Source organism: Paenibacillus ilasis (genome assembly GCF_043195395.1).
Lineage (GTDB): Bacteria > Bacillota > Bacilli > Paenibacillales > Paenibacillaceae > Paenibacillus_AQ > Paenibacillus_AQ lautus.
The window spans coordinates 502267-515779 of sequence record NZ_JBHDJG010000003.1 but is presented as its reverse complement, the minus strand read 5'-3'; the positions used below and the strand labels follow the sequence as shown (position 1 = coordinate 515779).

14 protein-coding genes and 1 pseudogene are annotated in these 13513 nt (G+C 49.4%); 9 read left to right on the top strand and 6 right to left on the bottom strand.

The window, feature by feature from the left end; translation table 11 throughout:
- Nucleotides 1–79: 79 nt before the first annotated feature.
- From ACETK5_RS26505 to ACETK5_RS26495, 3 genes are read right to left on the bottom strand one after another with little or no spacing between them, the layout of a single operon-like run.
- Entirely contained in the window at nucleotides 80–1735 is a 1656-nt protein-coding gene (locus ACETK5_RS26505) for an ABC transporter permease (protein WP_100540450.1), read from the bottom strand.
- Nucleotides 1732–2844 carry an ABC transporter ATP-binding protein gene (locus ACETK5_RS26500; RefSeq protein WP_394058826.1) on the bottom strand — a complete coding sequence of 371 codons (1113 nt, stop codon included), beginning with the start codon at nucleotides 2842–2844 and terminating at the stop codon, nucleotides 1732–1734. Before ACETK5_RS26500 ends, ACETK5_RS26505 begins: the two co-directional genes overlap by 4 nt.
- Before the next feature lie 22 nt (nucleotides 2845–2866).
- A complete protein-coding gene (locus tag ACETK5_RS26495; protein WP_326117337.1) occupies nucleotides 2867–3889 on the bottom strand; it encodes an ABC transporter substrate-binding protein in 1023 nt (340 codons plus the stop codon).
- Between the two features lie 246 nt (nucleotides 3890–4135).
- Here ACETK5_RS26495 and ACETK5_RS26490 point away from each other — a divergent pair, with 246 nt between their 5' ends.
- The 5 genes from ACETK5_RS26490 to ACETK5_RS26470 all read left to right on the top strand — a co-directional run bounded on the left by ACETK5_RS26490 (nucleotide 4136) and on the right by ACETK5_RS26470 (nucleotide 9250).
- Nucleotides 4136–4363 (top strand): hypothetical protein, encoded by a 228-nt coding sequence (locus ACETK5_RS26490; protein ID WP_100540453.1) that lies wholly within the window; start codon nucleotides 4136–4138, stop codon nucleotides 4361–4363.
- 264 nt (nucleotides 4364–4627) lie between these two features.
- Nucleotides 4628–5002: a BlaI/MecI/CopY family transcriptional regulator gene (locus tag ACETK5_RS26485; RefSeq protein WP_394058823.1), complete on the top strand. Its 375-nt coding sequence runs from the start codon at nucleotides 4628–4630 to the stop codon at nucleotides 5000–5002.
- 8 nt (nucleotides 5003–5010) lie between these two features.
- The gene (locus tag ACETK5_RS26480) at nucleotides 5011–6456 is read left to right on the top strand and encodes a M56 family metallopeptidase (protein ID WP_394058821.1); all 1446 of its coding nucleotides are present in this window, start codon (nucleotides 5011–5013) and stop codon (nucleotides 6454–6456) included.
- Between the two features lie 290 nt (nucleotides 6457–6746).
- The gene (locus ACETK5_RS26475) at nucleotides 6747–7622 is read left to right on the top strand and encodes a radical SAM/SPASM domain-containing protein (RefSeq protein ID WP_100540837.1); all 876 of its coding nucleotides are present in this window, start codon (nucleotides 6747–6749) and stop codon (nucleotides 7620–7622) included.
- 155 nt (nucleotides 7623–7777) lie between these two features.
- Entirely contained in the window at nucleotides 7778–9250 is a 1473-nt protein-coding gene (locus tag ACETK5_RS26470) for a DEAD/DEAH box helicase (protein ID WP_394058818.1), read from the top strand.
- Between the two features lie 84 nt (nucleotides 9251–9334).
- Here the strand turns inward: ACETK5_RS26470 and ACETK5_RS26465 are convergent, their stop codons facing one another.
- A complete protein-coding gene (locus ACETK5_RS26465) occupies nucleotides 9335–10066 on the bottom strand; it encodes a class I SAM-dependent DNA methyltransferase (RefSeq protein WP_394058816.1) in 732 nt (243 codons plus the stop codon).
- Nucleotides 10067–10265: 199 nt separating this feature from the next.
- On the opposite strand from ACETK5_RS26465, the gene ACETK5_RS26460 reads away from it, so the two are divergent.
- Nucleotides 10266–10511 carry a PepSY domain-containing protein gene (locus ACETK5_RS26460; protein WP_100540458.1) on the top strand — a complete coding sequence of 82 codons (246 nt, stop codon included), beginning with the start codon at nucleotides 10266–10268 and terminating at the stop codon, nucleotides 10509–10511.
- A gap of 81 nt (nucleotides 10512–10592) precedes the next feature.
- On the opposite strand, the gene ACETK5_RS26455 is transcribed toward ACETK5_RS26460, so the two are convergent.
- On the bottom strand, nucleotides 10593–11138 hold the full coding sequence (locus ACETK5_RS26455; protein ID WP_394058814.1) for an MFS transporter: 546 nt from the start codon (nucleotides 11136–11138) through the stop codon (nucleotides 10593–10595).
- Nucleotides 11139–11292: 154 nt separating this feature from the next.
- Nucleotides 11293–11835, bottom strand: a pseudogene (locus tag ACETK5_RS26450) (MFS transporter); the annotation flags it as partial.
- A 128-nt stretch (nucleotides 11836–11963) separates the two neighbouring features.
- Between ACETK5_RS26450 and ACETK5_RS26445 the strand changes: the two are divergent.
- The 3 genes from ACETK5_RS26445 (at nucleotide 11964) to ACETK5_RS26435 (ending at nucleotide 13310) form a co-directional block, all read left to right on the top strand.
- A complete protein-coding gene (locus tag ACETK5_RS26445; protein WP_394058813.1) occupies nucleotides 11964–12395 on the top strand; it encodes an NUDIX hydrolase in 432 nt (143 codons plus the stop codon).
- Nucleotides 12396–12440: 45 nt separating this feature from the next.
- Nucleotides 12441–12887 (top strand): NUDIX hydrolase, encoded by a 447-nt coding sequence (locus tag ACETK5_RS26440; RefSeq protein WP_100540838.1) that lies wholly within the window; start codon nucleotides 12441–12443, stop codon nucleotides 12885–12887.
- 234 nt (nucleotides 12888–13121) lie between these two features.
- Nucleotides 13122–13310: a hypothetical protein gene (locus ACETK5_RS26435; RefSeq protein WP_394058811.1), complete on the top strand. Its 189-nt coding sequence runs from the start codon at nucleotides 13122–13124 to the stop codon at nucleotides 13308–13310.
- Nucleotides 13311–13513 lie beyond the last annotated feature (203 nt).

Here is a 13513-nt window from a genome sequence, read left to right as displayed (position 1 = left end):
ATCATCCAAATACATCCAAGCCGGCCTTCATGCTGCAGGTGCCGACTTGGATGTAGTCTACTTTATGATTTCATTACATTTACATGGAAACTTCCTTTTGTCCGGAGAGCTTCAGGAAGACAAGCAGTGACACCACCGTAATGACGGTAAGAATTGTGGATAGGGCTGCCGCCACGCCGTAGTTCCCGCGAATGACCTCGGTGTATATGGCAACCGTTACGGTCTTGGTCTTGCCTGTATACAGAATGATCGAGGTGCTTAATTCGGTAATGATGGTAATCCAGCTTAGGATCGCGCCGGAGACTACGCCTGCCAGCATCATCGGAAGCGTAATCTTGAAGAACGTCTTCATCTGGGAGGCCCCCAGACTGATGGCTGCTTCCTCGATCCCATCGTTAATCTGATGCAGGATGGCTGCGCTGGATCGAATCGTATAAGGCAGGCGCCGGATGACAAATGAGATGATCATGATGACGGCCGTTCCGCTTAAGGCCAGCGGCTTGTTATTGAACGTGATCAAGAGAGCAATCCCCAGAATGGAGCCCGGGACGATATACGGGAACATCGTGAAGATATCCAGCGTATTGGTTAGCGCATTCTTTCTTCGAACGGTTACGTATGCAATCAGTATCGCTAACAGGATAATGGCGACCAGCGACACGATGGCCAAGAAGAACGTGTTCAGAATGACCCCGCCAATATTACTGAAGGCATCCCGATAGCTTTGGAGTGAGAAGCCTTCGACGAAAATTCTGCCGTTGGATTTCAGGAATGAAGTATAGATGACGTAGAGCTGCGGCAGCAGCGCGATTAGCGTATACAGATAGATAACGGCATGAGCCGCGATATTGCCGATCCCTTTTTTCTTCTTGGCTTCAATGGGATGCAGAGCACTCATCGTAAAGGATTTACGATTGGCTACGAATTTTTGCAGCAGGAATATCGTTGTGGCGAAGAGAACGACAATGACGCTGATCGCCGCTGCAAAGCCGTCATCGCCGCCGACCTCACTGATGAACTCGTTAAAGATCAGTACAGGAACGGTCTTGTATCCCTCGCCGATCAGCATCGGCGTGCCAAAATCGGCAAGCGCGCGCATGAAGACGAGCAGTCCGCCTGCCAGCAAGGTTGGCGTAATGAGCGGGAGGAGCACTTTGCGCATTTTGCCAAAGCCTGTATAACCCATGCTCTCAGCAGCTTCCATCAGCGATTGATCCATATTCTTCAGTGCACCTGATACATACATGAAAATCAGAGGGACCATCTGCAAGGTCAAGACCACTAATATCCCTGTAAATCCGTAGATATCCGGCATCGTAATGCCGAATGTGCTGCTAACGAATTTGGTAATGACGCCGCTTCTGCCCATCAGCAGGATCCAGGAGTAAGCGCCAATGAAAGGAGCCGACATCGAGGAGATCAGAATCATGACCCGAATAGCCGAACTGCCTTTAATCTTCACCGTTGCCATGATGTACGCCAGCGGCGTTGCGATAATGGCGGCAAGCAAGGTTACGCTGACGGTGACTTTCACGCTGTTGAATAGGGCGTTTAAATAGTAGGGCTTACTGAAAAACTTCGTGAAATAGGCGAGGGAAAAATCGCCTGTCGTACCGTTGTACACACTCTTGAACAGCATCGTAAACAAAGGCAGGGCCAGAAAAAGAATGTAGAACACAAAGATCAGTAACGAAATGTTGGTCCAGACATCAAATCGTTTTCGCGTCTCTCTCATAGCCGAGCGCCCCTTGTATAGTTCAGTTCACCTGTTGCATCATAAACATTAATCTTCTCTTTTTTCGCCTTGAGATAGATGACTTGACCAGGTTCAAGGATATGTGACGTTTTCGATTCCTGCGTAATCTCCACGCGTTGACCGGACGCCAAGTCCACAAAATAATGGGTGTTTTGCCCCAAAAATACGCTGTGTACAATCGTTGCTTTCATGCCGGTTTGGTCCTCAGTCAGAATGAACTCTTCCGGCCGAACCGAGATTTGAACGTTCAGAGCGGAAGCCTGAGCAAATGCATTCGGAACTTGAATGTTTGACAGTTCTTCCGAATAGCCTGAACCGAACTGCAGGGCATAGCTGCTGTCTGCCGATTTCGTTAATTTGCCCATGATAATGTTGGTACGTCCGATAAAGGTCGCAACGAATACGTTCGCAGGGCGCTGGTAAATCTCCTGTGGCGTTCCGAGATGCTGAATCACGCCGGATTTCATGACCGCAATGCGGTCGGATACCGCCATGGCTTCCTCCTGATCGTGCGTGACGTAGACGGTGGTAATCCCGACTTCTCTCTGAATGTCTTTAATTGCGTTACGCATGTCGACCCGAAGCTTGGCATCCAGGTTGGATAGAGGCTCATCCATCAGCAGGACATCCGGGCGGATAACGATCGCTCTGGCTAGCGCAACGCGCTGCTGTTGGCCGCCTGACAGGTTCTTCGGCATGCGATCTTTATAGGGCTCAATCTGAACGACCTTTAGGATGTCATCCACCTTGGCATTAATCTCCGCCTTGGATAACTTTCGATTCTCCAGTCCGAACGCGATGTTTCCTTTGACGGTTAAGTGAGGGAAGATCGCATAGCTCTGAAAGACCATCCCGATATTCCGCTTGCCCGGTTCCACCTGGTTAATGACGCGATCGTTAAAATGAATCGTTCCGCCTTCAATGCTGTTGAAGCCGGCGATCATGCGCAGCAGTGTGGTCTTACCGCACCCGGAAGGCCCGAGAAGGGTGAAGAATTCACCCTTCTTGATCTCCAGGGACAGCTCGGGAATGACGGTCGTGTCACCGTATTTTTTGATTAAGTCTTGAATGGTTATGGTTACGCTCATGGTTGTCACCTGATTCTATAGTTTATTTAACGCTAGTGAACAAATCGACATAACGCTCAACGATCTCGGATTTATGCTCGCTTACATAGTCCGTGTCTTCATCAATCATGTGGATTTCTTCGTAAGGCTTCATATGGTCTCCAAGCTTTGTGTCTTGGCGAAGCGGACGGTTCGTTAATTGCGTTCCGAACGCATCCTGTGCTTCTTGGGACAGAATGAAGTCAATGAATTTTTTGGCATTGTCCATATGCGGCGCATCTTTGATAATGGCGGATCCCGCATCCAGGAATACGGCGCCTTCTTTCGGATATACGATTTCTACCGGAGCGCCGTTCTTTACATAGGTGCTGGAAGGGTCTTCGTAGGTAAGGCCGACTACATATTCACCGTCTGCCACGCTTTTGTGAACAGCCCCGGAACCGCTTGCGATTTTGCCGTCCAGGTTCTCGATCAGTTGACCGACGTAATTCCAGCCTTGTTCATTCTCATAATCGCCGCCCATCGCTTTCAGCATGTTCGTTAACTGGGCGAAAGCGGAGCTGGAGCTTGCCGGGTCAGCGGAAGCTATCTTCCCTTTGAGCTGCGGGTTCAGCAAATCCGCATAGCCTTCGATCTTGATGTCGCCGATCAGGTTTTTGTTCACGAGCAGCACGCTGCCATCCGAGATATAAGGGGTAGCGAAGCCCGACGTATTGCGGTGGCCTTCCATTAAGTTCTTGTCTTCAGGTGATACGTAAGGCTCGTATAAAGCTTCATTTTCACGGAAACCCGCCATAGAACCGCCGAACATCACGTCAGCGTATGGGTTCTGCTTCTCGGACTGTAAGCGCTTAATAATTTCGCCGGTCCCAGCCGTTACAAGCTCAACCGTAATCCCGGTCTGCTTCTCGAACATTGGAATGATGGTTTTGATAATTTCCTCGCTGTTCGGACTGTAGATGACGAGCTTATTCGACGATCCCGAATCGGAATCGCTGCTTGCGCAACCGCTCAGCACCCCTATGATCAACACGCAGGTTAACAGTAAAATCGACAGCTTTTTCATGTATAATCCCCCTTGAACAAAAGTTCATTTCGTAATTGCATGTTCATTGTAGCAAGCTTGGTACCGTTTACATAATCCCATAATCCGCAAACATCGTCTAAAATTCGCAACCTAATTTGGAGTAGACAGGACCTGAATAGGTATATTTTATAGAATTATCTTAGATCGGTTAGGGCAAGATATGGTCTGGAACAACGACTGGCAAGAAGGAGCTGTTCCTATCACAATGTCGAGGGAGTGAGATGGATGGCTAATAAAAATGATCGTAATCAAAAGGTTGATTCTGATCGCGACACGACCAACATGGGTGTTGACGCTGGAGAAGCTTTAGGAACCGCGGGTGGTGGCGTCGTGGGTGCTGCTGTAGGTTCCATTCTGGGTCCAATCGGTACGATTGCTGGTGGTATCGCAGGCGCAGCATTGGGAAACAAAGCAGGCGAGACTGTAGAAAATGACGACAACGATTCAAAATAAACGGCGTTAACACTACCATCTGTACGAGTACAAATAAGAGGACCCGGGGAATCCGACGCCCTCGATAATTTGAAGCTGCATGTTTAGATAAAGAACCGCGCTCCCGCGCGGTTCTTTAATTTTTGCGTATTAGTTCTATGTAGTAGAAAATTTAAACTTATCTTCGCTTGACTTACCACTACACGATGTAGTAAGTTTTAATCACTACATCGTGTAGTGATTAAGTTCGTTATGGACGCATAACGACGTAAAGAGGTGTTCACCGTGAACCAGGTTCAAAAATTATCGGATACTGAAATGGAGCTAATGGAGGTGATTTGGGAGTGTACACCGCCTGTCACATCCACCGAACTGCTAGGTCTGTTTGCCCAAAGAGGAAGAGAGTGGAAAGCGCAGACCATTTCCACCTTCCTATCGCGTTTAGTGGATAAAGGGGCACTTTCGGCTACGAGGCATGGACGGACAAATCAATATATGCCTCGCATTTCGCCTGAAGATTATAAGCTTTTGGAAGCGCAGCACGTCCTGGACGGATTATATCAAGGCTCGGTCAAAAACCTAATTTCAGCATTGTATGACGGTGAAAAGCTATCAGATAAAGATATTGCAGAGCTGAAGCAATGGTTTTCGCAAAAGTAGGGGGGCTTATGAATACTATTCTCGAATGGCTGTTTACCCTTACCGTTGCTGGAAGTGCCGTCGTAGCCTGCATTCTTGTACTGCGGATCGTATCGATCCATGCCGTTCCTACAAAGTGGCGCTATGGAATTAGCATAATGGCCGTAGGCTTTTATCTTTTGCCCGTAGTACTTGGTATTCAATCGATTTCACCGTTTTTTATATTCGATGGAACAGCAACCGTCCCCATTGTGAACGAGTTGCCTTCAACTGTGCAACATGCGCTGCCCGGTCCATATCTAGCGACTCATTCGGAGCAGCTCATCCCAGATCAGACCATTTCAGCAAACGTAGCCCTTCCCCTCATTGTCTTATGGGCAATTGGTGCTATAACTTTTGCTGGATGGCAGATGTATTGTTATCGCAGATTTTTAAAGAAACTAGAACATACGCGTACCACTGTTCCGATAAGCAGCGAAGCTGCCAAACAGCTCCCTTTCATCAAGGAAGCCCTTGGTGTGAAAAGCAACGTCCGGCTTTTCTACAGCTCCATCATTCGGACTCCTGTTCTTGTCGGCCTGCGGAAACCCACCATTTATCTCCCTATCGAGAATACCGTTAACGTGGACATGGTGATCCGTCATGAGTTGATCCATCTGAAACGGAAAGATTTATGGGTCAAAGCGTTCACGCTTGGAGCAAGTGCCTTACATTGGTTTAACCCCTTGGTACACATTCTTCGCAAGGACATTCACGTATGGAGTGAGCTGTCTTGTGATGAAGAAGTCGTAAAAGAGATGTCCCATGCCGAGCGAAAACGGTATGGGGAGACGATTCTAAGCGTCGTAGCAGGATCGAGGAATTTACCCGTGCAATTTTGTGCTTCCTTATCCGGTGACGGCAAACAATTAAAAAGGAGATTAATGATGATGCTTAATGTAAAGAAACAAAAAAAGAAAGCATTGTATCTCACGATAGCAGCAGTATTCTTAGTTACTGTAATTAGCACATCAGCAGCGGCATGGGCTTCTAACAATACGCCCAGAGTCATTGGTAATGAGGAGAGTCATGCTGAAGCTCGACCAACAGAAGCGGCCCCTAAAGCGGTACCTTCTGAGACAGTGGTTGAGAATGAAGAAAGCTATGTTGAAACTCAGCCAGAAGAAACTCGTCCTGCACCTGTAGTTGAGAATGAAGGAAGCAATGTTGTAACTTATCCAACGGAAGCTCGTCCTGTAGCTGTCGTGAAGAATGACGGAAGCGATGTTGTAGATGACCCGAAAGAAACTCGTCCTGCAGCTGTAGCTGAGAATGGAAGCAGTGTTGTGGATTATCCAAAGGAAGCTCGTCCTGTAGCTTTTGTTAAGAATGAAGGAGACGATGTTGTAGATGGTCCGAAAGAAACTCGTCCTGTAGACGAGGGTTCTAGGAAGTCTCAGCCAAACGAGACCCCCCGGGTACTTCCATTACAATAAGATCCATGACGCTTGAAGAACTTGCTGAGTATGATTTTGATAAATAAGAAACCGTCAAAAAGATGGTTTGATGCTCAAGAGTGACGAATTCAACATTAACGATGAACGTTAATTAGAAAAAACGAAAGAAGAGGGCGCTCCCTCTTCTTTCGTTTTATACAGAATGGCACCCAGATCGCATTTGTTGTTGTAGCTGTAAAAGCCCGCCTATGGTACGATATGTAGGATCGGCAAGCGACCAAGCTGGCAAATCGTCATACGATCATAGACATGGGATTGGGGATAACATCTTGAAGACGTTTAAGAAAGTTTACATAGAAATCACGAGTATTTGTAATCTGGCCTGCACGTTCTGCCCGCCGACAGAGCGTAAGGCCAACTTCATTAAAGTGGAAGATTTCGCGAAAAGATTGGATGAGATCAAGCCGCACACAAGTTACATTTATCTGCATGTGAAGGGAGAGCCGCTGCTCCATCCGAAGATTGATGAGCTGCTGGATATTAGCCATGAAAAGGGGTTCAAGGTCAATATCACGACCAACGGTACGTTGATCGCGAAGAACCGGCATAAGCTGCTGGGCAAGCCAGCCTTGAGACAGATGAACTTCTCGCTCCACAGCTTCGACGGGCATGTTGGTTCAACCAATCGTGAGGGATATTTACGGGAGATACTCTCCTTTGTTCGTGCCGCGGAGGAACATAAAGTCATCTTTTCGTTCCGTTTGTGGAATCTGACGCAGGACAACCAAACGAACCTGGAGAAGAGCCGTAACCGCCAGACACTCGAAATTTTGGAGCAGGAATTCAATCTGGACTACCGAATCGAGGAAAAGGTTGAACCCGGCGGTGGCGTTAAGGTTGCCGACCATGTCTATCTGAACCAGGATTATGAGTTCCAGTGGCCAAGTCTAACAGCGCCGGAGGATGAAGGCAAAGGCTTCTGCCATGCGCTTCGCAGCCAGGCGGCCATTCTCGTAGACGGGACGGTTGTCCCGTGCTGTCTGGACGGGGAAGGGGTCATCAATTTGGGCAATATTCACCAGAAGTCTTTCTCGGACATCGTCGATGGGGAGCGAGCGAACAACCTGGTGGACGGATTTTCACGTCGGGAAGCCGTTGAGGAATTATGCAGAAAATGCGGGTATCGGCAGCGGTTTGGGGCCTAAACAAGAGGCGGAGAAAAATTCCGCTTCTTTTTTTATACCGATGTATGGTATCCTTATATGTTATGACGTAAAGGAACGGCTTGTGGAGACTCGATCATGAGATGCCCCATGTTACGTGATGAGACAATATAGGTATTTACCTTAAAGGAGACCCCATGACATTTCAAGATTTAAATATATCCCCCGTGATTCTCAAGGCTTTAGCGAAGGAGAATTACAAGACGCCAACGCCTATTCAGGCTCAGGCGATCCCAGCTGTGTTGGCCGGCAGAGATTTGCTGGGCTGCGCGCAGACCGGAACAGGGAAGACCGCCGCTTTTTCGGTACCGATGATTCAGTTGTTGAACCAGCAACCCCCTAAACCAGGCATGGGGCGCCGCATTCGCGCCCTGGTATTGTCGCCTACCCGGGAGCTCGCCCTGCAAATTTCGGATAACGTCAAAGCCTACAGCCAGTTCACGAAGCTGCGTTCGACCGCGATTGTCGGCGGCGTTTCGCAGAAGACGCAGGAACGGGCGCTTCAGCAAGGAGCGGACATCCTCATTGCTACGCCAGGCAGACTGCTGGACCTTATGAATCAGAAGCACGTCGATTTGCAGCATGTGGAGATTTTGGTGCTGGATGAGGCCGACCGCATGCTCGATATGGGCTTTATCCATGACGTGAAGCGTATTATCGCCAAAATGCCGAGCAAAAAACAAACGCTGTTCTTCTCGGCCACGATGCCTGCGGAAATTACTCAGCTTGTCCAAACCTTGCTGCACAATCCCGTAAAAGTCGAGATCACGCCGGTCTCCTCTACGGCCGAACGGATCGAGCAATCGGTGTACCTGCTGGAAACCGGGAATAAGCAGCAGCAGTTGAATGAACTGATGAAGGACCCGTCCATCGTGTCGGCCCTGGTCTTTACCCGTACGAAGCGGGGAGCTGACCGGGTTGCGCGCGGTCTGAACAAGGTGAATATTACGGCTCAGGCCATTCACGGCGACAAATCGCAAACCAGCCGCCAGACGGCGCTCAACAATTTCAAAAGCGGGGCGACCCGCGTCCTGGTCGCGACGGATATTGCCGCTAGAGGCATTGATATCGACGAGCTGTCGCATGTCATTAACTTCAACCTACCGAACATTCCGGAGACGTACGTTCACCGGATTGGGCGGACGGGGCGTGCAGGACTGAGCGGAACGGCGATATCGTTCTGCGAAGTGGACGAGGTGCCTTTTCTCCGGGATATCGAGAAGTTAATCGGAAAGTCCATTCCCGAAGTGAAGGACCATGCCTTCCCGATGTCAGGCTCCTTAAGAGCCGCTAAGGTAGACCGATCGCCGAAATCGGGCTCGGCCAAATCCGGCAAAGCCAAGTCAGCAGCGGTTAGATCGGCTAAACCGAAGGCCGATACCACCCGTAAGCCAAAGACCGACATGGCTCGTAAGCCGAAATCAGATGCGGCTCGTCATTCGAGCACGAATTCGGCACGTAAGCCGAAGGCGGAAGCCGTCAGCAATCCGTATTCAGAGATGGCACGTAAGTTCAAATCGGAAGCTGCTCAGAAACCTATGGATGGCCAAGCCCGTAAGCGCAAGCCCGAGGGATTTAATAAAGGAAGCAAGACCGGCAGATCCTCGTAAGCAGAAATAACGATAGTGACGCAGAAAGCACCCTTTCCCACTTATGAAGTGGAAGGGTGCTTTTTTTTCGGAATGCAATGGGGGTTAAGCGCTCTTTCTCCCCGCCAGAAACAGAAATAGTGGGATTCTGCGCCTGCGCTCATAGGTTTCCTCGTTTAAGAAATGTTCTCGCACAGGTCTGGACTCCCTTAGGTGTTCCACGGTAAAGCCGGCTTCTTGCATTGCCTGGAAGTAATCCTCCACTGTTCGATGGTACTTATGAACGGTGCCGCCGAGCCATTGTTGTTCCCGGTAGCCTTCGCTGAAGTAATGGTCCACGACCCCGTTCGTTCGTGTCCCGGACGGCTGAAGCGTGGAGGTAATGACGGGATGTTCGACGGAGAAGACAAACCTGCCGTTTGGCTTCAAGCTCTGATGAATGCATTGAAAGACGCGCTCGATATCCTGCAGATAATGAATGGCGAGCCTGGAGAGCACCAGATCATAGGAATCACGGGGATATGCAAAGTCCTCAATCCTCGTATGCACAACGGTTCCGTTGTTGTAATCGGTCAGGTTGCTTGAGGCGGCTTCCACCATATTACGAGAGCCTTCAATCCCCACATACGCAGCACAGCCTTTGTTGAGCAATTCCACGCCAAAGCCAGCATCACCGCACCCCAGGTCCAATACATGCCGATCCGAGATATTCCCCAGCAGCTGCCAGATGACGGGTTTTTCCAATGTATCGTTGGCGTTCTCCTGCCCTTGCCGCCGCTCCATGTATTTCTCGAAGTTCGTGTCGTTGTCATAAAAATCGGATCCGTGATAGCTCATAAGCACCTCTTTCTAGGAATCATCCTGCCTTCTGGTTCATTATAACGGATCGTTCCTCCCGGAATAATACCCAGGCCACGATTATAATTTAAATAACCGTGCCGATATGAATCAAGAAGGCACGTCAATAGGCACCAAGAAGCAGCTCCCCTCATATGGTACATGAGCGGACTTTTTCATTGAGGGGGTTACTTTTCGAATGTACGGTAATTACTATCATGTACCAGGGCCGATGACCAGGCAGAGAGTCTCCATGCAGCAAGCTCAAGAAATAGCACTTGCCCGTGTGCCGGGTCAAATCGTTCATGTCGATATGGATTTGGAGCATGGCGTGTTGGTCTATGAAATATTTATTCTGACATCCGACAACAGATTGTTTGAAGTTGAAATTCTCGCGAAATCGGGAAGAATCCTAAAGGTTGAGGAAGAAGACGACGCGGATTAAGGCGCCATTAGGAAAAAGCAAATGACCGAGTGAGACATGGAGAAATCCGCGTTTCGCTCGGTTTTTGATCTGTGCAGGAGGTTAAGTTTCGGTTGCTTCACCATCTTCAGATATCATGTGATTCCCCTGACGAAGAAGTGGAAGAATCATCAAGAATCCAGCGAGAAAACATGCGCCAGCCAAAGCATATACGGAAGTTAGTGACATGGCCTGCTTCAATAGGCCGGAGCATCCCATTGTGATCAGCATGGCTCCGGTCATGAGCGGCGTACGGACTCCGGTGACCCGGCCAATGTAGGCTTGTTCCGTTTGCTGCATGACCAAGGTATGGTTCCCGATAAAAATAGCCGGCTGCAGCAGCGCAATCAGGAATTGCGAGAGCATGGTCAGCCAGAGGAGCGTCGACAGACCCAGCATGAGAATGCCTGCGCCGTTCACAATTAACCCCATCATCAGTAACCGACTGGGAGCGATTCGGGAAGCGAGCATAAACGTTATGATTCCACCCAGGATTTCGCCGACACCGTAAGGGATGGTAATCCACTGCAAGTCCTGAGCGGACAAGCCTAAGCGTTCGGTCACCAGAAATACGCTGAGCGGGGAGATCAGTCCCACCCCAAGACCCACAACCATGAAGCAGAGGCTTAGCCGCAGCAGATCTCTTTTGAATACAACATAACGAAATGACGTCGGCCATATCTTGAAGAATGGAGGGAGCTGCTGTTGCTGTGTTCATAGATGCCTCTTGGTCTTTAGGCACAAACAGCATGGCAAGGGCAGATAACATGAACCATCCGCTCGTTAACACGAGGGCAGCCGATATGCCCCATTGCTGAAACACCCATGTGCCTAGAATCGGACCGATGATCATGAAGAGAGAGAACAGCGTTTGCAGCAGCGACATGCCAATGGAAGCATCCTCGTCCCGCACATGGATTTTGAACAGCTTCATGCCGGAGGGCTGGGCGAACTGCGAGAGGATGGAAGAGCATAAGGTTGCGAAGAATACAGCGCCCCACGAGCCGGATTCCAGCATCAGAAACACGATAAAGACGGAGCAGGCACTGAGTATCTCGCACCAGACGATGGTTGCTTTGGGACGCCAACGGTCGGCGAATACACCCCCAATGAACGAAAACAGAAAGATCGGACCATATTCGGCGACGGAAATCATGGAAATGGCAAAAGCATTCCCGCCTGTCATGTCCATGACATACAGCAGGACGGCAAAATTTCGGATCCATATTCCGAGCTGGGAGCATACATTGGAAATCAGGATCGCTCGGACGAAGCCGTTGTGGAGCAAACGGATGGAGCTTGGCATGATGATATTCCTCCTTACAGATTTAATGCTGGAACCTATTTTGCGGCCTCCTGTAAGGTAAGAGTCAATGGTCAACCGACGCCGGAATCGTGTAAAGTAAGATCAAAGGTTGTTGGAGGAGGGGTGTCATGTTTATCGTCAACGTAGAAGGGGCCGTCTGCAAGGACGGGCAGTGGCTGATGATTACGCGGAGCATGAAGGAAGAGCATGCGGGAGGAACACTATCGTTAGCCGGAGGCAAAGTCGACAGGGAGGGGCACACGCTGGATATTTTGGAGCGCACGGTGAAGCGGGAGCTTTACGAAGAAGTTGGCGTCGAGGTGAAGGAGAACGTCAAGTATGTCTACAGCTCTTCTTTTGTAACGGACGATTACCGTCCTGTCATCAACATGGTGTTCCTGTGCGAGTATGATAAGGGGACGCCTTACAGCAAGAGTCCGGACGAGGTCGAGTCGGTACAGTGGATGACGCTGTCCGAGATCATGAATCACCCCAAGGCACCGCCGTGGACGAAGGAAAGTGTGCAAAGAGCGGAGGAGGCATGGCGCAAGCTAACCTAAGTATTTTTCATGGAAAGAAGAATCCAACGAATTGGCGGTGTGGTCATGAGCAATCTGTTGCAGGTCAGAGTGACCGGAATCCTGATTGAAGACGAACGTATTTTGCTGGTCAAACAGAGTGTTTCGTCAGAACGTGGCTGGTCGCTGCCCGGAGGAAGGGTAGAGCAGGGGGAAACCCTGGAAGAAGCCATGGTTCGAGAAATGGAAGAGGAAACCGGGCTAATCACAAAAGTGAAGAAACTTCTATATCTATGCGATAAACCGGATTCATCGCCCTCACTGTTACATATTACTTTTTTGCTGGAACGTTTGGAGGGTGAGATCCGACTTCCATCGAACGAGTTCGATCTCAATCCTATCGGCGATGTGGTCCTGGTCCCCATCGCAGATTTAGCGAGCCATGGGTTCTCCGAGAAGTTTACAACGATCGTTAAGCGAGGATTTCCGGAGTCAGGAAGCTATCAAGGCCTCAAGCGTAATATTGGATTATAAAGGAGGAGCTGGTCTCATGACCGCGTGAAGGCTTGATACCACTTATGTAAAAAAGAATTCATAAGCATTTATTCCCTATATTTGGCGGTGGGGCGTCCTCTATAATGGAGTTGCACAGATATCAGGCTGTATTTCCTGCGATTCGTTTAACAAAGGGAAATCGCATATTGGACAAGCTGTGCGATGGGTTCGCAACAACATTAGAGAGATTATGAAATAAAGGGGATATGAAACATGGCCAAAACAAAACGGGGCCGCGCACTCTGGAACATGCCATCACGTGGCCGCGGCACATGCCCGGTATGCAGCACGTCTCGCATCAAGCTCCTCTACGTCGCCAACAAGTCGGACGGCAAGGCGATGAAGGTATGCAAGAGATGCCAGAATGCCGATCAGTCCAGAGTCGACGCAGCTGTCGTGTAAGAATCGGTTCGTCGGTTATCTGCATGTGAGTACGAAACTTGAGAAACGTTAGTCATGCAGCAGCCCGCTCCTTACGAAAATGGAGCGGGCTATTTCATGTGCGTGAGATTGAGGAGGTTTACTTTGAATTTCAGATGGGATAATATCTAATTTAATGAATCGCAAATTAGATGTTCGTCAAATTGTGTAGGGAGTGAACATAT

Excerpts from the sequence above, each read along its gene's own strand:
- ACETK5_RS26505 (WP_100540450.1), bottom strand. The coding sequence starts at position 1,735 with ATGAGAGAGACGCGAAAACGATTTGATGTCTGGACCAACATTTCGTTA.
- ACETK5_RS26500 (WP_394058826.1), bottom strand. The coding sequence starts at position 2,844 with ATGAGCGTAACCATAACCATTCAAGACTTAATCAAAAAATACGGTGAC.
- ACETK5_RS26495 (WP_326117337.1), bottom strand. The coding sequence starts at position 3,889 with ATGAAAAAGCTGTCGATTTTACTGTTAACCTGCGTGTTGATCATAGGG.
- ACETK5_RS26490 (WP_100540453.1), top strand. The coding sequence starts at position 4,136 with ATGGCTAATAAAAATGATCGTAATCAAAAGGTTGATTCTGATCGCGAC.
- ACETK5_RS26480 (WP_394058821.1), top strand. The coding sequence starts at position 5,011 with ATGAATACTATTCTCGAATGGCTGTTTACCCTTACCGTTGCTGGAAGT.
- ACETK5_RS26470 (WP_394058818.1), top strand. The coding sequence starts at position 7,778 with ATGACATTTCAAGATTTAAATATATCCCCCGTGATTCTCAAGGCTTTA.
- ACETK5_RS26465 (WP_394058816.1), bottom strand. The coding sequence starts at position 10,066 with ATGAGCTATCACGGATCCGATTTTTATGACAACGACACGAACTTCGAG.
- ACETK5_RS26460 (WP_100540458.1), top strand. The coding sequence starts at position 10,266 with ATGTACGGTAATTACTATCATGTACCAGGGCCGATGACCAGGCAGAGA.
- ACETK5_RS26445 (WP_394058813.1), top strand. The coding sequence starts at position 11,964 with ATGTTTATCGTCAACGTAGAAGGGGCCGTCTGCAAGGACGGGCAGTGG.
- ACETK5_RS26440 (WP_100540838.1), top strand. The coding sequence starts at position 12,441 with ATGAGCAATCTGTTGCAGGTCAGAGTGACCGGAATCCTGATTGAAGAC.
- ACETK5_RS26435 (WP_394058811.1), top strand. The coding sequence starts at position 13,122 with ATGGCCAAAACAAAACGGGGCCGCGCACTCTGGAACATGCCATCACGT.